Raw genomic sequence first — 24,295 nt, 5'->3', positions numbered from 1 at the left:
GCGGTCAGTCGAGATCGTCGCCGAAGTCGGGCCGGACGCCCTTGGCGAACTGGATCTCGTCGTTGCTGGTGCCGGCCGCGACCATCGGCCAGACCATGGCGTCCTGGTGGACGATGAAGTCGATGACGACCGGGCGGTCGTTGATCTCCATCGCCTGCTTGATCACCGTGTCCAGATCCTCGGGGCGCTCGCAGCGCAGGCCGACGCAGCCCATCGCCTCGGACAGCAGGACGAAGTCGGGGATCCGGGTGCCGCCCTGGGCCGGCGGTTCGACGCCGTCGTGGCCCGGGCCGGCGTGCAGCACGGTGTTGGAGTAGCGCTGGTTGTAGAACAGCGTCTGCCACTGGCGGACCATGCCCAGCGAGCCGTTGTTGATGACCGCGACCTTGATCGGGATGCCGTTCAGGGCGCAGGTGACCAGCTCCTGGTTGGTCATCTGGAAGCAGCCGTCGCCGTCGATCGCCCAGACCTCGCTGTCCGGACGGCCGGCCTTGGCGCCCATGGCGGCCGGGACCGCGTAGCCCATGGTCCCGGCGCCGCCCGAGTTGAGCCAGGTGCCCGGCTTCTCGAAGCGGATGAACTGCGAGCTCCACATCTGGTGCTGGCCGACGCCCGCGGCGTAGATCGCCTCCGGGCCGACCAGCCGGCCGATCCGCTCGATGACCTGCTGCGGGGAGAGCTGCCCGGCGGGGGCCGGCTCGTAGCCCAGCGGGTAGGTCTTCTTCCACTCGTCGAGCTTCTCCCACCACTCCGCGTAGTCGCCCTTGTGGCCGGCGTCGAACTCGGCCTGGACGGCGACGATCAGGTCGGCCAGCACCTCGCGGGCGTCGCCGACGATCGGCACGTCGGCCGGGCGGTTCTTGCCGATCTCGGCCGGGTCGATGTCGGCGTGGACGACCTTGGCGTACGGGGCGAAGCTGTCCAGCTTGCCGGTGACCCGGTCGTCGAAGCGGGCGCCGATGGTGAACAGCAGGTCCGCCTTCTGCAGCGCGGTGACCGCCGGGACGGTGCCGTGCATGCCGGGCATGCCCAGGTGCTGCGGGTGGCTGTCGGGGAACGCGCCGAGCGCCATCAGGGTGGTGACGACGGGGGCGCCGGTCAGCTCGGCCAGGATCCGCAGCTCGGCGGTGGCCTGCGCCTTGATGACGCCGCCGCCGACGTACAGCACCGGGCGCTTGGCGCCCACCAGCATCTTCGCGGCCTCGCGGATCTGCTTGGCGTGCGGCTTGGTGACCGGCCGGTAGCCGGGCAGCGAGGTCTCGACCGGCCACCGGAACGTGGTGGTCGCCTGCAGCGCGTCCTTGGCGATGTCGACGAGGACCGGGCCGGGGCGACCGGTGGCGGCGATGTGGAACGCCTCGGCGATCACCCGAGGGATCTCGGCCGGGTCGGTGACCAGGTAATTGTGCTTGGTGATCGGCATCGTGATGCCGCAGATGTCCGCCTCCTGGAAGGCGTCGGTGCCGATCGCCTTCGAGGCGACCTGGCCGGTGATCGCGACGATCGGCACGGAGTCCATGTAGGCGTCGGCGATCGGGGTCACCAGGTTGGTGGCGCCGGGGCCGGAGGTGGCCATGCAGACCCCGACCCTGCCGGTGGCCTGGGCGTAGCCGGTGGCGGCGTGGCCGGCGCCCTGCTCGTGGCGGACCAGGATGTGGCGCACCTTGACCGAGTCCATCAGCGGGTCGTACGCGGGAAGGATGGCCCCGCCCGGGATGCCGAAGACGGTGTCCGCGCCTACGGCCTCCAGCGAGCGGATGAGCGACTGGGCGCCGGTCATGGTCTCGACGACGTGCTGGGGAGCGGGAGCGTGGGCGGCCGGGGTGTCCCCGCGGCGGGGGGATGCGGCGTGCTCAGTCATCTGCCTGTCTCTTCTCGGGTTTTGCCGGCCCGGTGGTGCGGGCCCCGGTACTGCGAGGGTGGGGTCCCGGTCCGGGCCGATCGCCGGCTCTGCCTCAATCGTCCCGCTTTTCGCCGTTTCGGTGGCGTTTTCGGGGCGATCGGGGCCAGGGGTTCTGCGGGGGTGGAACAGCGTCAGTGCAACAAAAAACCCCTCGTGCCCAGGGCATGCGAGGGGTGGCGCGTCGGTCTGTCACAAGCGGGGCGTGGAGGCCCGCTCAGCCGACGCGCCCGCCAAGTACGAGAATTCGGGTGCGCATGGCAACGACCATCCTCCCGCCCGGGGGCGCGTGTCAAGCAGGTGGGATGACCGTCTCGCCATGCGGACCTGCCCCCGGACCGGCCACGGCGCGGTGTTCGGGCAGGTCGGAGGCACCGTGGTGATGTGCGACACGTCCCCCGGCGGCGTCCGCGCGGCCACTCGTCCGGGTGTCCGCGGCCAGGTACGCGCGGCGTGCGGAGAGCGAGCCGACGGGTCTGGGCAGGGGGTAGCCGCGGCGCACCAGGGCACGGCGCAGCCGGGTCTCGTCGAGCGGCGGGGCGAAGGCCGAACCCTGCCCCCGGCGGCAGCCCAGCTCCTGGAGCGCGATGAGCTGGCGGGGCAGGTCCACCCCCTCGGCGCCGGTGGCCAGGCCGAGGTCGCGGCCGAGTCTCAGGGCGTGGCCGGCGAGCGTGCGGCTGAGCGCGGACTCGCCGAGGTCCTGGACCAGGGTGCGGTCCAGCTTGAGCCCGTCGAACGGCAGCCGGGCGAGGGCGCCCAGCGAGCCGCTGCCCGCGCCGTAGCCGGCCAGCACGGTGGAGACTCCGAGCCGGCGCAACGCGGCCAGCCGGCGGCCGAGTTCGTCGGCGAGCGAGTCCGGGCCCATCCGGGCCACCTCGATCACCAGCTCGCCGGCCGGCAACCGGCTGTCGCGCAGGGCCGCCGCGACCGTCTCGTACAGCCCGGGCGCGCACAGGCGCTCGGCGGAGAGCCGGACGGCGACGGGCACCGGGGCGGGCGCCGGGCGGGTACGGGCCGGGAGGCCGCGCCGGGCGGCGGCGGCCGTCACCGCCTCGTGGATCAGCCAGCGGGAGAAGCGGGTGGCCGCGTCGCCGTGCTCGGCCGAGCGCAGGAACTCGGCCGGGGTGAGCAGCTGGCCCTTCGCCGAGCGCCAGCGGGCCTGCGCCTCGACGCCGGTCACCGCGCCGCTGACGAGGTCCACCACGGGCTCGTGGAGCAGGGTGAAGCCGCCCTCGCGGACGGCGACCCGCAGCCGCTCCTCCAGTTCGGTGCGGCGCTCGAGGTCGGCCCGCATGGCAGGGGTGTAGAGCACCACCCGGCCCTTGCCCTCGGACTTGGCCCGGTACATCGCGAGGTCGGCGTTGCGCATCAACTCGTCGGTGGCCGCGCGTGGGTCGCCGGCCGGGCCGCGCTCGGGGGTGCCGAAGGCGATGCCGATGCTGGCGGCGACGCTGAGTTCGGCGCCGCCGATCCAGTACGGCTCGGAGAGGGCGACCCGCAGCCGCTCGGCGAGCTCCTGGACCTGGAGCCGGCCGAGCGGGCCGCAGACCAGCGCGGCGAACTCGTCGCCGCCGAACCGGGCGACGGTGTCCCCGCAGCGGACGGCCCCCTGGAGCCGGCGGGCGGCCTGCACCAGCAGCTCGTCGCCGACCTGGTGGCCGGCGGTGTCGTTGACCGCCTTGAAGCCGTCCAGGTCGAGGAAGAGCACGGCAATCCCACCGCCCTGGCCCCTTGGATCGCCCTGCTGCCCGCGGGCGCCGAGGGCGGCCCGCAGCCGCTGCGCGAACAGCGCCCGGTTGGGCAGGTCGGTGAGCGGGTCGTGGAAGGCGTTGTGCTGCAACTGGGCCTGCAGTATCACGCGTTCGGTCACGTCCCGGCTGTTGAGGATCAGGCCGTCGCGGTGCCGGCTGACGGTGGACTCGACGTGCAGCCACTCGCCGTCGCCGGAGCTGATCCGGCACTCCACCCGGGCGGACGGCTCGGCGGTGCCCGGGGAGCGGTGCGCGGTGAGCCGCACCCGGGCGAGGTAGCGGCGCACCTCGGCGAGCACCCGGTCGACGTCCTCGGGGTGGACGAGGTCCAGCAGGTTGCCGCCGACCAGTTCCTCCGGGTCCCGCCCGTAGACCCCGAGCGCGGCCGGGGAGACGTACGAGAGCACGCCATTGGCGCCGGCGATGATGATGACATCGCTGGAGCCCTGCACCAGGGAGCGGAAGTGCGCCTCCTTGTGGGCGAGCTCCTGGGCGAGCGAGAGGTTGTCGAGCAGCATCACGCCCTGGCGCAGGATCAGCGCGAGGCCGACGGTGCAGGCCGCCGCGGCCACCACCCGGTCGAGCGGGCGCCCGCCGAGCGCGTTGTAGAGGATCCCGGCGGTGCAGACCGCCGCGGCCGCATACGGGGTGAGCGCGCTGAACGTGGTGGACACCCGGCGGCGCGGCAGGCCGCCGGCCGAGGGGTGCTCGCGCAGCGGACGGCGCCAGCGCGGCGACCACGGCGCCCACGCGAGTAGCAGGCTGCCGGAGAACCAGCCGGCGTCGAGGAGTTCGCCGGAGTGGTAGTTGCTGCGCAGCTCCGGGGAGGTGAACAGGGCGTCGCAGAGCACCGTGACGGCGAGCGCCATCATCGCGGTGTGCACGGCGGCCCGGTTGCCGTCCCGGCCGCCGAAGCGCAGCCCGACCACCAGGCTGACCAGCAGGATGTCCAGCACCGGGTAGGCCAGGTTGAGGGCCAGGCGCAGCGGTGAGCCGTCCTCGCCGGCGGCGATCCGGCCGAGCGCCAGGCTCCAGCTGAGGGTGAACAGCGAGCCGGCGATCAGCCAGCCGTCCAGCAGCAGGCAGAGCCAGCCGGCCGCGGAGCGCGGGCGCTGGGCGAGCACCAGGACGCCGGTGATGGAGAGCGGGGCGAACAGCAGGAAGGCGTACTCGGCGAGCGAGTCCTGCGGCAGCGGGGTGCGCACGACCAGCTCGTACCAGCCCCAGGTGCCGTTGCCGAAGGCGACCATGAACGAGGAGAGGCCGAACAGCAACCAGGCCGGGCGGGCATGCCCGCCGACCGTGCAGCCGTACACCAGGCAGGACAGCGCCGCCGCGAGGGCCGCTGCGGCCAGGCCGAAGTCACCCATGAAAATAGCGAGTTGGTGCGATCCCCAGCCCATGGCGGCGCCCAGGGCATAGGCCAGGCAGAGGGCGCCGAGGGCGAGGCCGGGCAGCGCGCGGCTCTCGCGCAGCCGGCGCAGCGGGCCGCGCCGCTCGGCGGCGGGCGTGTCGGCGGCCGGTACGCCCGGCCGTCCGGGTGCGGGCAGCACCGTATCGGTGGAGCTCACTCGGCCTCTCCCCCTCCGACCCGGAGCCCGGCGCCCCGGCCACGGGCCACCGGCCGCGCGCCCCTTGGCCGTACGCGGTGGCCTGGTGCACCGTCAGGACGGTGGCCCAGGGGGTGGGCGGCCTTCCGGTCGCCGCACCGCACCGATGTTCCCGATCGGGACCCTACACCAATTCCGTCACTCAATGACACGCACACTGAACTTAGAGTAATGGCGGGAGGGTAGGGAAATGCACCCGATTCCGGCGGATCGGCCCGGTTGGCGGCGGCGCGCGGGGAGGGGCTCACGCGGCGCGCACGGGAGCACGCGACGGCGCCGACCCGCCGGGCCCGTGTCGGCCAGGTGGGTCGGCGCGCGTAACGGCAGGCGGCGGGTCACCCGGCGGCCGGGGCCAGATCGTCCGGGAACAGCCGCAGCCGGTGGGCCAGCGCCGCGGCCTCGCCCCGGCCGGCGACCGTGAGCTTGCCGAGGATGTTGGACACGTGCACGCTTGCGGTCTTCGGAGAGATGTACAGCTCCTCGGCGATCTGCCGGTTCGTCCAGCCGCGCGCGAGCAACCGGAGCACGTCCCGCTCACGGGGGGTGAGGCCGAAGGACTCCCCGGAGGACGGGGCCGCTGCCGGTTCGACCGCGGGGCGCGCGCCCGCGCCGAGCGCCAGCCCGGCCCGGTCGGCCAGGCCCGCGATCTCCGTCACCAGCGGGCGGTCGCCCCGGATCCCGGCCAGCTCCCGCGCCTCGCGCAGCAGTTCGGCCGCGGCCTCGCGCCGCCCGGCCCGCACCTCGGCCTCGCCGGCCCGCAGCAGGGCGAGCGCCAGCGGGTGCGGCAGGCAGACCGGCCGCAGCACGGCGACGGCGGCGGCCCACTGCTCCGGGGTGTCGGCGCCCTCGGCGCGGGCGAGTTCGGCCTCCACCAGCCGGGCCCAGCCGTGGTGCAGCGGCGCCTTGGGGGTGAGCCGGGCCGCCGTCGCGGCGATCCTGGCCAGCACCTCGGCCCGCCCGGCCGCGGCCTCCGGCAGGCCCCGGGTGTCCGCCTCGACCCCGGCCGCCTCGGCCAGCAGCGGGTACAGGTCCGCCTCGTCGCCGAGCCGCTGGTCGTCCGCGAGGGCGGCGAGCAGCTCGGACCTGGCCTCCAGCGGCCGCCCGTTCAGCGCGGCGATCCGGGCCGCCAGCCGGCTGATCGGCACCGAGTGCTGGAGCTGGCCGACCCGGTTGGCCGCCCTGGCCTGGGTCAGCAGCGCCACCGCGGTGGTCAGGTCCCCCTCCAGCAGGGCGAGTTCGCCGCCCATCCGGTCGAGGAACTCGGCGTGGGTGGCGGTCATGCTGCTCAGCTCGCAGGCGGCCAGCACCTCGGCGGCCTCCCCGACCCGGCCGAGGTCGGTCAGCGCCTCGACGAGGTTGCCGGTCAGGATGGTGCCGATGTTGCGCAGCAGGCCGTTGCCGTCCGCGTACTCCAGGCCCTCGCGGGCCAGCGCCATCGCCTCCTCGGCCCGGCCCAGCCCGCGCAGCATGCTGGCGAGGTTGTTGATGCCGCGCAGCAGCACGTCGGGAGCGTTGAGCCGGCGCGAGGCATCGACGGCGGCGGTCAGCTCGGCCACCGCGGCCTCCGCGTCGCCCTCGATGTCGTAGCGCAGGCCGCCGAGCGTCATCCGGGCGTGCAGCTCGACGGCGTGCGCGCCGACCTCGTGGGCGATCCGGATCGCCCGCGCGGCGAGCTCGATGTGCTCGGGCCCCGGGTGCTTGATCATCGCCACCCCGGCGCCGAGCGCGAACACCTCGGCCTGCACGGCGGACGGCGGCAGGTGCTCGACCAGCCGGTGCGCGTGGGTGATCTCCTCGTCGTCGCCGGAACGCCGCAGGTGGCCGAGCATCCGGGCCCGGTTGATCCGGAACCAGGCCGCGCGCAGCGGGTCCACCGTCTCGTCGACCAGCTTCAGCGCACGCCGGGCGAGGCTGAGCCCGCGCTCGCGGTCGCCGCTGCGGCGGGCCGCGACCACGGCCTCGGCGAGCACGTCGATCAGCTGGATCCGGCCGCAGTTCTCGTCCTCGGCGTTGAGGTCGCAGGAGCCGGGCGGGTAGGTCTCGGCCCAGTCGTACGGGCGCAGCGTGTGCGCGAGGACGTCCTCGGAGACCATGTCCCAGAGTTCCAGGGCCCGTTCGAGCATGCGCAACTGCTCCGCGAAGGCGTTGCGGCGGCGGGCGGCGCGGGCGGCGTCCAGGGCGGTCGGCAGTGCACGGGACGGATCGTGCGCGTGGTACCAGTAGTTGGCGAGCCGGGCGGGCAGGGCGTCGCTGGGCACGAGATACGGCTCGGCCTCCACGGCGAGCGCGAACTTGCGGTTGATCCGGTGCCGTTCGCCGGGCAGCAGGTCGTCGGAGACGGCCTCGCGGACCAGCGCGTGCCGGAAGCGGTAGCCCTCGCCGTCGCTGTCCGGGCGCAGGATGTTGGCGCCGACGGCCGTCCGCAGCGCCGCGATCATCTCCTCCTCGTCCGCCATGAGGTCCTCCAGGACGGCGGCGAGCAGGGCGTGTTCGACGTGCGAGCCGCCCTCGGCGGCGATCCGGACCACCCGCTGGGTCTGCTCGTCGAGGCTCTCCACCCGGACCAGCAGGATGTCGCGCAGCGAGTCGGTGAGCCCGGCCCCGCAGCCGTCCTGGAAGGCGGTGGCCAGTTCCTCGACGAAGAACGGGTTGCCCTCGGAGCGGCGGTGGATGCGGTCGACCAGCTGCCGGTCGGGGGCGGCGGTGCCGAGGATGCCGGCCAGCTGGGCGGCGACCTCGCCGCGGCCGAACCGCTCCAGCTCCAACCGCTGGACGGTGCGCAGCCGTTCGAGCTCGGCGAGGAAGGGGCGCAGCGGGTGGCGCCGGTGCAGGTCGTCGGTGCGGTAGGTGGCGATCAGCAGTACCCGGGCCCGGTGCAGGGTGCGGACCAGGTAGGCGAACAGCTCCCGGGTGGAGCGGTCGGACCAGTGCAGGTCCTCGATGGCGAGGACGAGGGTACGCTCCGCGCCGAGCCGTTCGAACAGCCTCGCGGTGTGCTCGAACAGCCGGGCCCGGCCGTACTCGTCGTTGGGTTCGCCGTCGGCCTCGCCGAACTCGGGCAGCAGTCGGGCGAGATGGCCCTCGCTGCCGGCCGCGGCGGCCTCCAGCTCGGTGCCGAGCGCGCGGTGCAGGCGGCGCAGCGCGCCGGCCAGCGGGGCGAACGGGAGTCCCTCGGCGCCGACTTCCAGACAGCTGCCCAGGGTGGTGACGACTCCCCCGCCGTGGCCGGCCCGGTCCAGGAACTCCTCCAGCAGCCGGGTCTTGCCGACGCCGGCCTCGCCGCCGATCAGGACGGTCTGCGGGCTGCCGGAGCCGGCCCGCCGCAGCGCGTCCGCGAGAGCGGTGATCTCGGTGCCACGGCCGACGAAGACGGGACTCACCGATATCTGCTGCATGGAGGCGAGCATGCCATAGGCGGACCGGCCGGGCCGAGAGGATATCTCGCCCGGCGAACGCCCGGAGGGGGAGGCGCTCCCCTGCAGCGCCTCCCCCTCCGGAGTCCTTGCGGCACCCTCGGGGTGCCGGTCGGTCAGCATTCGGTCTTCCGGACGGAACGCCGCTGGAAGCGGGCGGCGACGGGCCGCTGCTTGGTGCGGCCGGCGTCCTTGGCCTCGCGGACCAGGCGCTGGTGCTCGGCGCGGACGTGCAGCTCGTGCGCCTGCTGCTGGATGAGCTCGTACTCGAACACGGTGGTTCCCCTCGCGGTGGGTCTCTGTCTCTTCTCTCCGACAGGTAAGAGCTTCCTCCCCCAGAGGGGGGCACCACATCGGAAGGCTTCCCGATCTTCGGGGCCCCGGATGCCTTAGACGGCGGTCCCCGGGCACGGCAAAGGCCCGGTTCCACTCCGATACGGGGGTGGAACCGGGCCTTAGACCTTACTTAGGGGGCCTTAGATACCTAAGACGCCTTAGGAATCCTGGGAATCCGGCTAGGCCGCCTCAGGCGGAGACGCCGAGCTTCTCCAAGATGAGGTCCTTTACGCGGGCGGCGTCGGCCTGACCACGGGTGGCCTTCATGACCGCGCCGACCAGCGCGCCCACGGCCGCGACCTTGCCGTCGCGGATCTTGGCGGCGATCGCCTCGTTGTCGGCGATGGCCTGGTCGACGGCGGCGCCGAGCGCGGAGTCGTCCGAGACGACGGCCAGGCCGCGCTTCTCGACGACCTCGTCCGGCTCGCCCTCGCCGGCCAGCACGGCCTCGATGACCTGGCGGGCCAGCTTGTCGTTCAGCTTGCCCTCGGCGACCAGCGCGGCGACCCGGGCGACCTGCGCCGGGGTGATCGGCTGCTCGCTCAGCTCGGTGCCGGTCTCGTTGGCGCGGCGGGCCAGCTCGCCCATCCACCACTTGCGGGCCTGGTCGGCCGGGGCGCCGGCCGCGATGGTCTCCTGGATCGGCTCGACCGCACCGGCGTTGAGCACCGACTGCATGTCCTTGTCGGACAGGCCCCACTCGGCCTGGAGACGGGCCCGGCGCAGGCGCGGCAGCTCGGGCAGCCCGGCGCGCAGCTCCTCGACCCACGCGCGGGAGGGGGCGATCGGCACCAGGTCCGGCTCGGGGAAGTAGCGGTAGTCCTCCGCCTCCTCCTTGACCCGGCCCGAGGTGGTGGAGCCGTCTTCCTCGTGGAAGTGGCGGGTCTCCTGGATGATGGTGCCGCCGTCGGTCAGCACGGTGGCATGCCGCTGGATCTCGAACCGGGCGGCCCGCTCCACGCTGCGCAGCGAGTTGACGTTCTTGGTCTCCGAACGGGTGCCGAACTTCTCGCGGCCGTGCGGGCGCAGCGACAGGTTGACGTCGCAGCGCATCTGACCCTTGTCCATCCGGGCCTCGGAGACGCCGAGCGCCCGGATCAGCTCGCGCAGCTCGGTGACGTACGCCTTGGCGACCTCGGGGGCGCGCTCGCCGGCGCCGACGATCGGCTTGGTGACGATCTCGATCAGCGGGATGCCGGCCCGGTTGTAGTCGAGCAGCGAGTACTCGGCGCCGTGGATGCGGCCGGTGGCGCCGCCGACGTGGGTGGACTTGCCGGTGTCCTCCTCCATGTGGGCGCGCTCGATCTCCACGCGGAAGGTCGAGCCGTCCTCCAGCTGCACGTCGAGGTAGCCGTTGAAGGCGATCGGCTCGTCGTACTGCGAGGTCTGGAAGTTCTTGGGCATGTCCGGGTAGAAGTAGTTCTTCCGCGCGAACCGGCACCACTCGGCGATCTCGCAGTTCAGCGCCAGGCCGATCTTGACGGCCGACTCCACGCCGATCGCGTTGACCACCGGCAGCGAGCCCGGCAGGCCCAGGCAGGTCGGGCAGGTCTGGCTGTTCGGCTCGGCACCCAGCTCGGTCGAGCAACCGCAGAACATCTTGGTCTTGGTGCCCAGCTCGACGTGGACCTCAAGGCCCATCACCGGGTCGTACGACGCGAGAGCGTCCTCGTAGGAGACCAGGTTCATGACGCTCACAGCGTCCCCTTCACTAAAAGACTTGGGAGGTACGGGCCCGGCCGCCGCTCGTGCGGGGCCGGGCCGGGGCGCTCAGCTCAGCCCAGCAGCACGTCGTCGGAGCCGAGCTGACGCAGCTCGCGCACCAACAGGGCGGTGCCGGTGATCAGCGCGGCGGCGCCGACCAGGGCGTTGACCAGCTTCAGGGTGTCGCTCTCCTCGCGGGCCTTCCGGACGTCCTTGACGATCGAGATCGCGCCGAAGGCGCTGGTCCCGATGGACAGCCAGAGGCCGGGCTTGGAGTGCTTCCACCCCTTGATGGAGCTCGGGGCTTTGGCCTTCTCGATCTTGCTCACAGTGCCGGTGCCTCCTCCAGCAGGGTGTGCCCCCACTTGTCGTTGAGTGCGGCCTCGACGGCGCCGCCCACGCGGTACAGACGGTCGTCCGCCATCGCGGGTGCGATGATCTGCAGGCCGACCGGGAGATTGTCCTCCGGGGCCAGACCGCAGGGCAGCGACATGGCCGCGTTGCCCGCGAGGTTGGACGGAATCGTGCACAGGTCGGCCAGGTACATCGCCATCGGGTCGTCGGCGCGCTCGCCGATCGGGAAGGCGGTGGTCGGCGTGGTCGGCGAGACCAAGACATCTACGGCCGCGAAAGCCTCATCAAAGGAGCGCGAGATGAGCGTGCGCACCTTCTGGGCCGAGCCGTAGTACGCGTCGTAGTAGCCCGAGGAGAGGGCGTACGTACCGAGCATGATGCGGCGCTTCACCTCGGGGCCGAAACCGGCCTCGCGGGTGAGGGCGGTGACCTCCTCGGCCGAGCGCGAGCCGTTGTCGCCCACGCGCAGGCCGTAGCGCATCGCGTCGAAGCGGGCGAGGTTGGACGAGCACTCGCTGGGCGCGATCAGGTAGTACGCGGGCAGCGCCAGGGTGAAGGACGGGCAGGACACCTCGACGACCTCGGCGCCCAGCTCGCGCAGCAGCTCCACCGACTCGTTGAAGCGCTGCATCACGCCGGCCTGGTAGCCCTCGCCGGCGAACTCTTTGACCACGCCGATCCGCATGCCGCGGACGTCGCGCATCCGCGCGGCCTCGACCACGGCCGGGACGGGCGCGTCGATCGAGGTGGAGTCCAGCGGGTCGTGCCCGGCGATGGCCTCGTGCAGCAGCGCCGCGTCCAGCACGGTACGGGCGCACGGGCCGCCCTGGTCCAGCGAGGACGAGAAGGCGACCAGGCCGAAGCGGGAGACCGCGCCGTAGGTCGGCTTGACGCCGACGGTGCCGGTGACGGCGCCGGGCTGGCGGATCGAGCCGCCGGTGTCGGTGCCGATCGCCAGCGGGGCCTCGAAGGCGGCCAGCGCGGCGGCCGAGCCGCCGCCGGAGCCGCCGGGGATGCGGGTGAGGTCCCACGGGTTGCCGGTCGGGCCGTAGGCGGAGTTCTCGGTGGAGGAGCCCATCGCGAACTCGTCCATGTTGGTCTTGCCGAGGATGACGACGCCGGCGTCCTTGAGACGCGAGGTCAGGGTGGCGTCGTACGGCGGGATCCAGCCTTCGAGGATCTTGGAGCCGCAGGTGGTCGGCACGCCCTTGGTGGTGAAGACGTCCTTCAGCGCGAGCGGGACGCCGGCCAACGGGCCCAGCTCCTCGCCCTTGGCGCGCTTCTCGTCGACGGCCTTGGCCGCGCTCAGCGCGCCCTCGGTGTCGACGTGCAGGAAGGCGTTGACCTTCTTGTCGACGGCGTCGATGCGGTCCAGGTGCGCCTGCGCGACCTCGACGGCGGACACCTCGCCCTTGGCGATGGCGCTCGCGGTCTGCGCGGCAGTGAAACGGATCAGCTCGGTCATCTCGGTCAGTCCTCCCCGAGGATCTGCGGCACACGGAAACGCTGCTCCTCGGCGGCCGGCGCGCCGGAGAGCGCCTGGTCCGGGGTGAGCGACGGCCGCACCTCGTCCGCACGCATGACGTTGGTCAGCGGCAGCGGGTGGGAGGTCGGCGGGACGTCCTGTCCGGCGACCTCGGAAACGCGGGCGACCGCGCCGATGATCACGTCGAGCTGCTCGGCGAAGTGGTCCAGCTCTTCGGCCTGCAACTCAAGACGCGACAGCCGAGCGAGGTGGGCGACCTCCTCGCGCGTGATGCCAGGCATGCAGCGATCCTCAGGGTGAGTTCTGGTGAGGCCCGGCGCTGCTTGCAGGCGGTGCCGGGCCCGGGGCAGGAGCAGCCGGCTCGGCGCTCCCGTCCTCGTGGTCTTTGGACCCCATCCTATGGGGCCCGGCCCGGCCACCGGCCAACGAGTAATCGGCGACGCGGTTACTGCGGCCTGGTCCGGGCCCAACTCTGCGTCCCCGGCGCGTTGATCTCCATCTGCGCGGCAGGCACGGCCTGGGCCCGCTGCACCGCCTGGATGGCGGGCGGCAGCACGGGCGGGAGCGTCGGCGGCAGCACCGGAGGCATCGCGGGCTGGCCCGCCTGGATCGTCTTGACGGCCGGCTTGACGGCCGGCTTGGCCCCCTGGATCGCCTGGATGCCCGGCGGCAGCTGGGCCGGCAGGGCGGCCAGCCGCTCCACCGGCGGGGCGCCGGTGCGGTGCACCCGCAGCCAGGCGGTGGCCTGCTCGGGCGGCAGCGCGGCCGACACCAGCCAGCCCTGGACGGCGTCCACGCCCATGCAGTGCAGCCGCTCCCAGGTCTCGTCGTCCTCCACGCCCTCGGCGACGACGGTCAGCCCCAGCGAGTGGGCGAGCTCGACCGAGCAGCGGACCACCGCCGCGTCGTGGTCGTCGGCGACCATCCGGGAGACGAAGGAGCGGTCGATCTTCAGCTCGCTGACCGGCAGGCTGCGCAGCCGCACCAGCGAGGAGTGGCCGGTGCCGAAGTCGTCCAGGGACATCCCGACGCCGTAGCCGCGCAGCTCGGCGAGGGTGTCGGCGGCCCGCCGGGAGTCGTCCAGCAGCAGCCGCTCGGTGATCTCCAGCTGGAGTGCGTGGGCCGGCACCTGGTGGCGCACCAGGTGCCCGGCGACCCGCTGCGCGAAGCCGGGATTGAGCACGTCGCGCGGCGAGACGTTCACCGCGACCTGCACCTGGAGGCCCTGGTCGCGCCAGTACGCGAGCTGGCCGACGGCCGCCTCCAGCACGTAGTCGGTGAGCCGCGGCATCAGGCCGCTGGACTCGGCGAGCCCGACGAACTCGTCCGGCGACACCTTCCCCTGGCCGGGCCGCTCCCAGCGCAGCAGCGCCTCCAGGCCGACCACCCGGCCGTCGAAGGCCACCTTCGGCTGGTAGTGCAGCTGCACCTCGCCGGTCTCCAGGGCCCGGCGCAGGTCGCCGAGCAGGCCTATCCGGTACGGCGTGTCGGCGTCCTGCGTCTCGTCGTACTGCTCGACGCCGCTGCGCCCGCGCTGGGCGTGGCCCATCGCGACGTCGGCGCGGCGCAGCAGCGACTCGGCGTCCTGGGCGTGCGACGGAAAGACGCACACGCCCGCGCTCGCCTCCAGCACGAGCAGCAGCCCGTCCAGCCGGATCGGGGCGGCGAGTTCGGCAATCAGCGCCTTGGCGACCCGCTCCAGGCTGTCCGGGCAGTTGATGCCGGGCAGCAGGACGGCGAACTCGTCGCCGCCCATCCGGGCCACCATCGGGCGTCCCCGGCGGTAGTGCCGGGGCAGGCCGGCGAAGACGTCGTCGATGGACTCCCGGGTGGGGCTGCCGGCCGGGCCGCCGGAGCGCAGGGCGCGGTGCAGCCGTCGGGCGATGTGCACCAGCAGCCGGTCGCCGGCGGTGTGACCGAGTGTGTCGTTCAGCGATCGGAAGCGATCGAGGTCGAGCAGTATGAGTCCGACGCTGTAGCCGTGTTCGTGCTCGGCGATCGCCTCCTGGGCGGCCAGCAGTAAGGCCTGACGGTTGGGCAGGTCCGTCAGGGGGTCGGTGAGCTGGTCGCGGGCGCGGTCCCGGGCGATCCGCCACGCCGCTACCAGAACGGCCAACGGCACCGCGAACAGCGGCAGCAGCTCGGGTTCGTACCGGTAGACCAGGACGGCCAGCGGGATGAGCGGCGCGGCTCCGGCCAGCAGCACGCCGAGCAGCAGGACCGCACCCGCCACCCCCTGCGGCGGGCGTGTGGGCGCGCCGCCGGTCGTACGATCCATAAGCCCTGTCCTCCGTCGGGCCCGCCCCGTCAGGCCGCCTTACGGTGAGGCACCGTGCCGGTACCGACAGCTGCCGGGCATGGAGCGACCCCGCGGAGTACCGGCTCAGCCGGTGCCCCCACCCCTGCTGACACTCTGTTGCGCTCCAGGGTATGCCGGGGTCCACCCGGTGGGCAGACTTTCGGACAACCGGAAACGCGCCACCGCGCCCGGGTGTCGCACAGTGACACCATGCCCGCATTCGCCGGACGGCACCCGGTGACGTTGCATCAGGACGATAACAAGACGGATTCGGCCACCCGCCGCTCGGGTCAGCCCTTGACGGGGGCCTCCTCGACGTCCGGAAGCCCCAGGTGGCGGCGGGCCGCCTCCGGCCCGTCGGCGAGCAGCACGGCGAAGCCGGCGTCGTCCAGGATCGGCAGGCCGAGCTGCACGGCCTTGTCGTACTTGGAGCCGGGGTTGTCACCGGCGACCACGAAATCGGTCTTCTTCGACACCGAACCGGTCACCTTCGCTCCGCGCGAGGTCAGCGCCTCCTTGGCACCGTCCCGGGTGTGCCCGGCCAGCGTGCCGGTGACGACCACGGTCAGGCCCTCCAGCGGGCGCTCCGCCTCGTCCTCGTCCGCGAACTCCTCGGTGAAGCGGACGCCGGCCGCGCGCCACTTCTCCAGGATCTCCCGGTGCCAGTCGACCTGGTACCACTCGATGATCGAGCGGGCCGTGCCGGGCCCGACGCCCTCGGTGGCGGCCAGCCGCTCCTCGTCCGCCGCGAAGATCGCGTCCAGGTCGCGGAACTCATGCGCCAGCGCCTGGGCTGCCACCGGGCCGACGTGACGGATGGACAGTCCGTTGAGGTAGCGCCAGAGCGGCCGGTCCTTCGCCTTGTCCAGGTTCTCCAGCAGCAGCCCGGTGGTCTTCTTGGCCGCGCCCGCGGTGGTGGCGAAGAAGAACACCTCCTTCTCCTCCCCCGTGACGTCGTCCAGCTTCGGCATGCCCGTCTTCGGGTCGCGCACCAGCACCTTGATCGGCAGCAGCTGCTCCTCGGTCAGGCCGAAGATGTCGCCCTCGTTCCGCACCGGCGCCTCGGCCGGCTCCAGCGGCTGGGTCAGCGCGGTGGCGGCGACGTAGCCCAGGCCCTCGACGTCCAGCGAGGAACGGCCGCCGAGGAAGGCGATCCGCTCCCGGATCTGGGCCGGGCAGAACTGGGCGTTGGGGCAGCGCAGGTCGATGTCCCCCTCGGCCATCGGGCGCAGCTCGCTGCCGCACTCCGGGCAGTGCGAGGGCATCACGAACGCCTGCTCGGTGCCGTCCCGCAGGTCGTAGACCGGGCCGAGGATCTCCGGGATGACGTCACCGGCCTTGCGCAGCACCACGGTGTCGCCGAGCAGGACGTCCTTGGCCTTGACGACCTGCTGGTTGTGCAGCGTCGCGTACTGGACCATCGAGCCGGCCACCTTCACCGGCTCGGCCAGCACCGCGTACGGGGTGGCCCGGCCGGTGCGGCCGATGCCGACCTTGATCTCGGCCAGCCTGCCGGTGACCTCCTCCGGCGGGTACTTCCAGGCGATCGCCCAGCGCGGGGACTTGGAGGTGGCGCCGAGCCGGCCCTGCAGCGCGATCTCGTCCACCTTGACGACCACGCCGTCGATCTCGTGCTCGACCGAGTGCCGCTGCTCGCCGTAGTGCTTGATGAACGCCCGTACTTCGTCGAGGGTCTTCACGACCTTGTTGTGCCGGGCAGTTGGCAGCCCCCAGTCGTGCAGCAGCTGGTATGCGTGCGACTGGTTGTCGATGTCGAAGCCGACCCGGGCGCCGATGCCGTGCACCACCATGTGCAGCGGGCGGGAGGCGGTGACGTGCGGGTCCTTCTGGCGAAGCGAACCGGCGGCGGCGTTGCGGGGGTTCATGAACAGCCGGATCATCGCCCGGGGCCGCTTGCCCTCCTTGGCGCGCTCCTCGTTCTCCTGCCGGCGGCGCTCGTTCTCCTCCGCGAACGAGGCGTTGAGCGCGTCGAACGCCTCGGTCGGGAAGTAGACCTCGCCGCGGATCTCCACCAGCTCGGGGATGTTGGCGCCCTTGAGCCGGTGCGGGATCTCCTTGATGGTGCGGACGTTGGCGGTGATGTCCTCGCCGACCCGGCCGTCGCCGCGCGTCGCGGCCTGCACCAACTGGCCGTTCTCGTAGGTGAGGTTGACGGCCAGGCCGTCCACCTTGAGCTCGCACAGGTAGTGGTAGTCGATGCCGGCCAGCTCGGTGGCGACCCGCTCGGCCCAGGCGGCGAGCTCCTCGTCGTCCATGGCGTTGTCGAGGCTGAGCAGCCGCTCGCGGTGCTCGACCGAGGCGAACAGCTCGGTGGGCGCGCCGCCGACCCGCTGACTCGGCGACTCCGGGGTGACCAGGGCCGGGTGCTCGGCCTCGATCGCCTCCAGCTCGCGCATCAGCGCGTCGAACTCGGCGTCGCTGACGACCGGGGCGTCCTGCCCGTAGTACCGGGCGCGGTGGTCGGTGATCTCCGCCGCCAGCTCGGCATGCCGCCTGCGCACCTCCGCCGGGACGTCCTCCCAGCCCTCGACAGCCACCACCGCAAGCCCTCCTACGTTCTCATTCCGGGTTGTCCACCAGGCTCTGCGCCGCCCGCGCCGCAAGCGACAGCGCCTTGCGCGCGTACGCCGGGGAGGCCCCGGCCAGCCCGCAGGTCGGCGTCACCAGCACGCGGCGGCCCAGCAGCTCCGGGGCGAACCCGAGCCTGCGCCACAAGGTCCTGACACCCTGGACACTACCGGCCGGGTCCGACACCGCCCGGTCGGTGGAGGGCACGACACCGGCGAGGATCATCGTGCCCGCCTCGACCGCCTCGCCCAGGTCGTCGTCCTCGCGCTCGGTCAGTAGCGAGAAGTCCAGCGAGACGCCGGCCACTCCGGCCCGGCGCAGCAGCGGGATCGGCACCTGCGGCGCGCAGCAGTGCACCACGACCGGCGCGTCGAGGCCGCGGATCAGCTCGCGCAGCACCTCCTCCGCCACCTGCCGGTCCACCGAGCGCAGCCGCTGGAAGCCACTCGCGGTCTTCACTGCACCTGCCAGCACGGCGGGCAGCGAGGGTTCGTCGAGCTGGAGCACGACCTCCGCGCCGGGCACCCGTTTGCGGACCTCGGCGAGGTGGCGGCGCAGGCCCTCGGTGAGCGAGCCGGCGATGTCCCGGCAGGCGCCGCGGTCGGCGAGGGCCTTCTCGCCGTGCTTGAGCTCGACGGAGGCGGCCAGCGTCCACGGCCCGACGGCCTGGATCTTGAGCGCACCCTGGTAGCCCTGGGTGAACTCCTCCAGCGCGTCCAGGTCCTCGCCGAGCCAGGAGTGGGCGCGCTTGGTGTCGCGGCCGGGTCGGTCGGCGAAGCGCCAGCCGCTCGGCTCGGTCTGCGCGAACAGCTCGACCAGCAGGCCGGCGGAGCGCCCGATCATGTCGGCGCCGGGGCCCCGGGCGGGCAGTTCGGGGAGGAACGGCAGGTGTTCCAGCGCCCCGGTGGAGGTCTTGGCGGCCTCGCGGGCGTCGGTGCCGGGCAGCGAGCCGACGCCGGTGGCGGCGCCGCGCAGGTCGGGGAAGGGGTGTGGGGTGCTCACCCGTCCGAGCCTAGGGCCTGTCGTCAAACTCCCGTCGTCCGCCCGGAGGGCGGGCGTGGCGGCGTTGGGGTGCGTGCATCGCAAGGCGGAGGAGGGACGCGATGCGGAGCATCGGCGACCGACGACAACGCAGCGAGGCGCGTGCCCCAACGCCGCCACGCAGGCGGGAGTTTGACGACAGGCCCTACGTGCGCGGCGCCGGTACCGGAGTCAGTGCCCGGGGCGGACGGTGATCTCGGTGATCTCCGCGTCGCGGGAGGCGTCGAGGGCGGCGAGGACGGCCTTGGCCACCGACTCGGGGGCGATCCAGCGGTCGCTGTCGTACTCCTTGCCCTCCTGCTGGTGGACCTTGACCTGCATCGCGGTAGCGGTACGGCCCGGGTAGACGGAGGTGACCCGGACGCCGTTGGCGTGCTCCTCGTGGCGCAGCGAGTCGGCGAGCGCCCTGAGGCCGTGCTTGCTCGCCGCGTACGCCGACCAGTCGGCGTGGGCGTTGAGCCCGGCACCGGAGTTGACGAACACCACGTGGCCCTTGACGAGCCGCAGCGAGGGCAGCAGCAGGCGGGTCAGCTCGGCGGGGGCGACCAGGTTGACGTTGAGCGTCTCCTGCCAGGCCTTGACCGGCAGTTCGCCGACCTGGCCGAGCTCGACGACGCCTGCGATGTGCAACAGGGAGTCCAATTCGACGGGCAGCGCCTGATGCCCGAAGGCCCAGGAGAGCTTGGCCGGGTCCTTGAGGTCCCCGACCAGCGTCCGAGCCCCGGGGAAACGCTCGCGCAACTCGGCGGCCCGCCGGGCGTCGCGGGCCAGCAGCCAGAGGTCGTCCCCGCGTTCGGCGAGGCGCTCGGCGACGACGGCGCCGATGCCGGAGCCCGCGCCGGTGATCAGATGTGCAGCCATGATCCCGATCCTCTCAGGCCTTCAGCTGCTCGAAGACCTGGGCCGGCGTGTCGGCGAAGCCGATCAGCTCGCCGAGCGGCCGGGGCAGGAAGCCCTCGGCGTCCATCCGCTCCAGCTGGGTCCGCAGGCCCGTGTAGAACCCTTCGGTGTCGAGGACGACCACCGGCTTGTCGAACATCCCGTGCTTCTTGAGCTCCAGCACCTCGGTGACCTCATCGAGGGTGCCCAGCCCGCCCACCAGGACGACGATCGCGTCCGCCCGCGAGGCCAAGACCGCCTTCCGCTCGGCGAGGTCGCGCGTCATGACGAGCTCGTCGGCGCCGACGTACCCCTTGTGCTTCAGCATCTCGACCATCACGCCGACCAGCCGACCGCCCGCCGCCTTCACCTCATCGGCGAGCAGCCCCATCAGCCCGGCATTGGAGCCACCCCACACCAGGGTGTGCCCGCCCTCCCCGAGCAGCCGGGCGAACTCGGCGGCGGGGGCGGTGTAACGGTCATCGAGCGAGTACGCGGAGCAGAAGACGCAGATATTCATCATGCCGACTGGTCTATCACGCCACCCGGAGCGTGATCAGCATGGTGGCCCGATCATCCGCCCCGTTCTGAAGACCTGCTCACCCGGCGGCCTGCTCAACGAGCAGGCCGCCGGGGGTCGTTGTCCCGAAGCGCCCACCTGGCTCAGGCCTTCCGCGAGGCTCCTTCGGGCCATACGACGTCCACCGGGATCGCCGCGGCCTGTGCACCGGACACGGTGTCGGCGGTCCCGCCCCGGCCGTTGCCCGGCCGGCCGTCCCATACCGCTACCAGGCGGTCGGCGCGGCGAAGCAACTCGTTGTTGGCGGCCTCGTACGCCTCGCGGTTGGCTGTTGCGAAGGGCATGACGACCACGTCGGTCGCCGCTTGGTACAAGCGGTCGAATTCGGCTACGTAGTCGGGCTTGACCTTGGTCTCGCGGTAGTCGGCGGACGGGATCACGACGACGAGTCGCCCGCCGAGTGAGAGGACGGCGTCGGCGAACAGGGCGTCGGCTCCCTTGGCGATGCAGGACAGCCCGGTCAGCTCGTCACGGGGATACGCGGAGAGCACTTTCAGGAGCGCATCGCGGACCGGTTGGACGCTGTCCTCGGTCAGGTCCATGTGCCCGGTGACTGCGATCACTGCCATGCCGTTCCCCTTCGGTCAGTTCGCCAGTAGCTCGCGGATGCTATCGCGGGCGTCCCGTACGGCGGCGTTCGTCGAGCGGCCAACGGTGTACTGGTAGAGCGCGCCCAGTTGGCTGCGGACTCGGCTGGACCGCGTCCGTGAGGCGGCCTCGACCACGTACCGGGTCTCCTCAACGGCGCCGGTGAGGTCGCCTGCCAGGAAGCGGGTCTCTGCCAAGCCGATCCGATCAAGTGCGTGGGAACGGCCGGCTTCTGCCCCGCGCACGGAGAGGGCGGCTCGAATGTGCTCGGCTGCGGCATCAGCATGTGCGCGCGGGTCTGCCCGCGCAAGATCGAGCATGCGGCCACCGGTAACTCCCGCGAGTTCGGCTTGGTCGAAGTAGGCAATCCAGTGGGGCTCCTCGTCCAGCCGTCCGGCCGAGGCAAGCTCTTCCTCCGCCTGGCTGGTTGCTCTGCGGAAGGCCGTGATTCGGCCCGTGGCCGCATACGCCCACGCCTCCCGTGTGCGCAGCATGGCGCAGACTCGCGTCCCGCTCATTTCGCGGCTGCCGTCCTGGGCGAGGCGAATGAGCTCAAGCGCATCGGCTGGCCTGTCCGCGTAGAGCATCTGTCGCGCCATGCCGGCCAGGACGTTGGCTCCGAACGGCTGGTCGTTGCCCGCGTGGGCAGCGCGGAGAGCAAGTCGGTAGTAGTCCTGTGCTCGACGTTGGTGGCCCGAGTCCCATGCCATGGTGGCGGCGGTCCCTGCGAGCTGTGCCATGACGCAGTAGAGGCGGCGCTCGGTGTCTGGGCGTTGGCGCTCTTCGAGGGCGGTGGCCGTCTCATTGAGCTGGCCGAGGACGGCCTTGAGCCGGAGTCCACCGCCGAACTGATGGTCCCAGCGTCGGAACGCGATGGCGGCCTGTTCGAGCTGGGTGACGTCGTGCTCACTGAGTCGACCTGGCCGTCGGCGTTCTTCGGCGTCGGCTGGGGGGACGAGCCAACCTTCGAGCGGGTCCAAAAGGGCGGTGCCGGTGAAGGCGGCTGCCGCGATGAGTCGTGTGGCGGTGCGTCTGTCCATGGCGAGATCGGTTCTTGTCAGCTGAGTTGCGAGCTTGGTGGTGGCGGTTGGCTGCCATGGGAAGTCATCAACGAGCAGTGCTGCGGGCCCAGGCGGCGGCGGTGTTGCTGGCTGTTCTTCCCATGAGCGTGGGCTCAACCCCACCAGGTGGCCCGGGATCGACAGGCCGTCGGCGATCCGTGCGATCACTTCGTAGGAGGTGATCTCTTGATCGCGGGACATGACCGTTGAGACCTTGCCCGGCGTCAGCCGGCAGGCGGCCGCGATGCGGTTTTGCGAGAGCCCGCCGTACTTCTTGATCAGGCTGAACGCTGAGGCGAAGTCGTGTTCCGCCAGAGCGGCGCGGAGGTCTTCGCGTGCCAGCAGTTCGGCGGAGAGCAGCGGGCCATGGGTAGGGCCGGATTGCATCATGAGGCAGCCTTTGCACGAGAGCATAGCCACTGGCAGATCATCAAATCTCGCTGACAGCAGCGTATTACCGCTTCGGTAACACCAGCCGGTCATCCCCGGAAACGGCTCGACGGTCGAAGCTCTTCATGTGTGAGCTACGTGTTCCTGCCGGACAAGCCCGGCAGGAACACGGTTCCGACGCCCACCCATGAAGGGGTATGCCGTGCTGATCAGTCCGCTCAACACCGCGAGCTTCCCGGTGCCGTTGGAGTACGGCGTTGAGCCTGATCCGATGGCTGTTCCTCCGGCGCGTCGCCTGGTCGTGGCGATTGCCCGGCACTGGCAGGTTCCGATGTCGGATGACGCGCTGCGGGACCTGGAGCTGTGCGCGAGCGAGGTAATCGCGAATGCGCTGGAGCACGCCCGCGCCCGGTGCAAGGTCACGGTCCGGTGGACCGGTGAGCGGCTGCGGGTGGAGGTTGCGGACAACAGCCTTCGTCCGCCCGGCTCGGACACCACGGAGGATGCGGTCACCGGTGGCCGTGGTCTCATCCTGGTCGACGGGCTCGCGCACTCGTGGGGCTGGCACCCGGCCGGCTCGGGCAAGGTCGTCTGGTTCGAGTGCGCGGCCGACCAACTCGTGACCGGTGAGCGGCGCTTGGCCGTCCTCGTGCACGCCGCCCACAACCAGGCCGCGGAACGCCTCGCGCGCTCGGCCTGACACCCAAGACTCCGTCCGAACCGTCATAGGCACACCGGACGGACGGATGGGTGCCGGTCGCACCGCTCCCCGAGGGTCGGCCGGCACCGCCCATGCACCACCTCGGATGACCGATAGAAGGAGCACCATCATGAGCACCCCTGAGCCGAAGAAGCCGAAGCCGAAGCCGGCCGAGCGTCCGCCCGGCCCCATGGTCCCGAACCGCAGCGACGCGGCGGCCTGAGCAAGCACACTCACCAGAATCGAGAGAGGGGAACACCCATGGCATGGGGAACCGGTAAGGGCGGGAGCTCCGGCGGCGGCAAGCACGGCGGGAACAAGGACTTCAGCAAGGACAAGCCGTCGAAGGACGGCCAGCGGCCGACCCCGGAGCCGAAGCACAAGGACGGCGACAAGAAGTGACACGCCCCCAGCATGAGGAGCAGGCCGCCTTGCGTGGCCTGCTCCACTCCATCGCCGATGACCTCGGGAGAGAGATCCCGGACCAGTGGGTCAAGGCGCTCACCGCGGTCCCCCGGCACGCGTTTATCCCGGATCGGATCTGGGTCGGTGACGACAACGAGCCGCTGAACCGCGCCGACGACCCCGCCGGCTGGCTGAGCGCCGCGTACGCGAACGCCCCGGTGGTCACACAGCTGAACGACGGGGCCGAGCCGGTGGACGGTGAGGTGTGGCCGTCGTCGTCGGCGTCGATGCCGTCAGTCGTGGTCCGCATGCTCGAAGACCTCGATGCCCGTGCAGGCATGAACGTACTGGAGATCGGGAGCGGCACGGGCTGGAACGCGGGCCTGCTCGCGTACCGCCTGGGCGATGCCAATGTGACCACGCTCGAAGTGGACGGGCGGGTGACCGTCGCTGCCCGGACCGCGCTCGGCCGGGCCGGACTCCACCCCGAGGTGATCTGCGCCGACGGCGGCGCTGGATGGCCTGCGGGTCAGCCCTTCGACCGGCTCATCTCTACCTGCGCCGTGAACCGGGTACCGACCGCGTGGCTCGATCAGGTGCGGGACAGCGGGGTCATCCTCACACCGTGGGAGAACCCGTGGATCGGCTGGGGAACGCTCCGCCTGACGGTGCACGACGGCCGCGCTGAGGGCCGGTTCATGCCGTACGGCTCGTTCATGCTGATGCGCGGCCACCGGTCCGACCTGCGGATCTTCCGTGACGTGGTACGCGATGAGCACGTACCGGACGAGTCGGTGACCGAGCTGGACCCATGGGCGGTGGCCGGCCAGGACGCCGATGCTCAGTTCGCTGTCGGCTCTCGGCTCGGGGATGTCTGGCACGCACGCCAGCATGACCCGGACGTCGATGGGGTCGTGGTTCGGTTGTGGCTCGCCACCACCGACGCGTCTTCCTGGGCTGCTGTCGACTGGGACGGCACCAAGGGCGCTCAGAGCTTCACCGTCTGGCAGTACGGTGCTCGGCGGCTGTGGGACGAGACCGAAGCCACCTACCGCTGGTGGCTCGACCACGGCCGCCCCGGCCCCGACCGGTTCGGTCTGACGGTCACCCCCGAGGGGCAGTGCGTCTGGCTGGACTCGCCGGACAACCCCGTTCCGCAGCGCTGAACGGCCCGGCCGTCCGGTGCGGACGGCCGGGCTCTCAGAACCG

Annotated in this window: 17 protein-coding genes and 1 pseudogene; 3 read left to right on the top strand and 15 right to left on the bottom strand. The window is 72.0% G+C overall.

The window, feature by feature from the left end:
• Nucleotides 1-4 precede the first annotated feature (4 nt).
• The 15 genes and pseudogenes from KV557_RS19605 to KV557_RS19535 all read right to left on the bottom strand — a co-directional run bounded on the left by KV557_RS19605 (nt 5) and on the right by KV557_RS19535 (nt 22,005).
• Nucleotides 5-1,861, bottom strand: a complete 1,857-nt coding sequence (locus KV557_RS19605) for an acetolactate synthase large subunit (RefSeq protein WP_218202004.1) — start codon at nt 1,859-1,861, stop codon at nt 5-7.
• 331 nt (nt 1,862-2,192) lie between these two features.
• Nucleotides 2,193-5,135 carry a putative bifunctional diguanylate cyclase/phosphodiesterase gene (locus tag KV557_RS19600; protein WP_256177668.1) on the bottom strand — a complete coding sequence of 981 codons (2,943 nt, stop codon included), beginning with the start codon at nt 5,133-5,135 and terminating at the stop codon, nt 2,193-2,195.
• 461 nt (nt 5,136-5,596) lie between these two features.
• On the bottom strand, nt 5,597-8,656 hold the full coding sequence (locus KV557_RS19595) for a helix-turn-helix transcriptional regulator (RefSeq protein WP_256177647.1): 3,060 nt from the start codon (nt 8,654-8,656) through the stop codon (nt 5,597-5,599).
• A gap of 134 nt (nt 8,657-8,790) precedes the next feature.
• The gene (locus tag KV557_RS19590) at nt 8,791-8,949 is read right to left on the bottom strand and encodes a hypothetical protein (protein ID WP_218202002.1); all 159 of its coding nucleotides are present in this window, start codon (nt 8,947-8,949) and stop codon (nt 8,791-8,793) included.
• Nucleotides 8,950-9,199: 250 nt separating this feature from the next.
• Nucleotides 9,200-10,699 carry an Asp-tRNA(Asn)/Glu-tRNA(Gln) amidotransferase subunit GatB gene (gene gatB, locus KV557_RS19585; protein WP_218202048.1) on the bottom strand — a complete coding sequence of 500 codons (1,500 nt, stop codon included), beginning with the start codon at nt 10,697-10,699 and terminating at the stop codon, nt 9,200-9,202.
• Nucleotides 10,700-10,785: 86 nt separating this feature from the next.
• Nucleotides 10,786-11,043 carry a hypothetical protein gene (locus tag KV557_RS19580; protein WP_218202000.1) on the bottom strand — a complete coding sequence of 86 codons (258 nt, stop codon included), beginning with the start codon at nt 11,041-11,043 and terminating at the stop codon, nt 10,786-10,788.
• On the bottom strand, nt 11,040-12,533 hold the full coding sequence (gene gatA / locus KV557_RS19575) for an Asp-tRNA(Asn)/Glu-tRNA(Gln) amidotransferase subunit GatA (protein WP_218201997.1): 1,494 nt from the start codon (nt 12,531-12,533) through the stop codon (nt 11,040-11,042). The genes KV557_RS19580 and gatA overlap by 4 nt, the downstream gene beginning before the upstream one ends.
• Before the next feature lie 5 nt (nt 12,534-12,538).
• Nucleotides 12,539-12,835, bottom strand: coding sequence for an Asp-tRNA(Asn)/Glu-tRNA(Gln) amidotransferase subunit GatC (gene gatC, locus KV557_RS19570; RefSeq protein ID WP_045302923.1), 297 nt, complete (start codon nt 12,833-12,835; stop codon nt 12,539-12,541).
• A 164-nt stretch (nt 12,836-12,999) separates the two neighbouring features.
• Nucleotides 13,000-14,769: pseudogene (locus tag KV557_RS19565) on the bottom strand (putative bifunctional diguanylate cyclase/phosphodiesterase); the annotation flags it as partial.
• 374 nt (nt 14,770-15,143) lie between these two features.
• The gene (ligA, locus tag KV557_RS19560) at nt 15,144-17,414 is read right to left on the bottom strand and encodes an NAD-dependent DNA ligase LigA (protein ID WP_218201994.1); all 2,271 of its coding nucleotides are present in this window, start codon (nt 17,412-17,414) and stop codon (nt 15,144-15,146) included.
• Between the two features lie 19 nt (nt 17,415-17,433).
• Entirely contained in the window at nt 17,434-18,444 is a 1,011-nt protein-coding gene (locus tag KV557_RS19555; RefSeq protein ID WP_308129975.1) for a methionine synthase, read from the bottom strand.
• 210 nt (nt 18,445-18,654) lie between these two features.
• A complete protein-coding gene (locus tag KV557_RS19550; RefSeq protein ID WP_218201993.1) occupies nt 18,655-19,344 on the bottom strand; it encodes an SDR family oxidoreductase in 690 nt (229 codons plus the stop codon).
• 13 nt (nt 19,345-19,357) lie between these two features.
• Entirely contained in the window at nt 19,358-19,882 is a 525-nt protein-coding gene (locus KV557_RS19545) for an LOG family protein (RefSeq protein WP_218202044.1), read from the bottom strand.
• 143 nt (nt 19,883-20,025) lie between these two features.
• Nucleotides 20,026-20,511: a hypothetical protein gene (locus KV557_RS19540; protein WP_218201990.1), complete on the bottom strand. Its 486-nt coding sequence runs from the start codon at nt 20,509-20,511 to the stop codon at nt 20,026-20,028.
• A 15-nt stretch (nt 20,512-20,526) separates the two neighbouring features.
• Nucleotides 20,527-22,005: a hypothetical protein gene (locus KV557_RS19535; RefSeq protein WP_256177667.1), complete on the bottom strand. Its 1,479-nt coding sequence runs from the start codon at nt 22,003-22,005 to the stop codon at nt 20,527-20,529.
• Between the two features lie 178 nt (nt 22,006-22,183).
• On the opposite strand from KV557_RS19535, the gene KV557_RS19530 reads away from it, so the two are divergent.
• From KV557_RS19530 to KV557_RS19520, 3 genes are all read left to right on the top strand, one after another.
• Nucleotides 22,184-22,681, top strand: a complete 498-nt coding sequence (locus KV557_RS19530; protein ID WP_218201988.1) for an ATP-binding protein — start codon at nt 22,184-22,186, stop codon at nt 22,679-22,681.
• A 261-nt stretch (nt 22,682-22,942) separates the two neighbouring features.
• Nucleotides 22,943-23,083: a hypothetical protein gene (locus KV557_RS19525; RefSeq protein WP_218201986.1), complete on the top strand. Its 141-nt coding sequence runs from the start codon at nt 22,943-22,945 to the stop codon at nt 23,081-23,083.
• Nucleotides 23,080-24,252, top strand: a complete 1,173-nt coding sequence (locus KV557_RS19520; RefSeq protein ID WP_218201983.1) for a methyltransferase domain-containing protein — start codon at nt 23,080-23,082, stop codon at nt 24,250-24,252. The genes KV557_RS19525 and KV557_RS19520 overlap by 4 nt, the downstream gene beginning before the upstream one ends.
• Nucleotides 24,253-24,295 lie beyond the last annotated feature (43 nt).

Source organism: Kitasatospora aureofaciens, assembly GCF_019192735.1.
GTDB classification, from domain to species: Bacteria; Actinomycetota; Actinomycetes; order Streptomycetales; family Streptomycetaceae; genus Kitasatospora; species Kitasatospora aureofaciens_A.
This window is presented reverse-complemented; position numbering and strand designations above follow the sequence as displayed.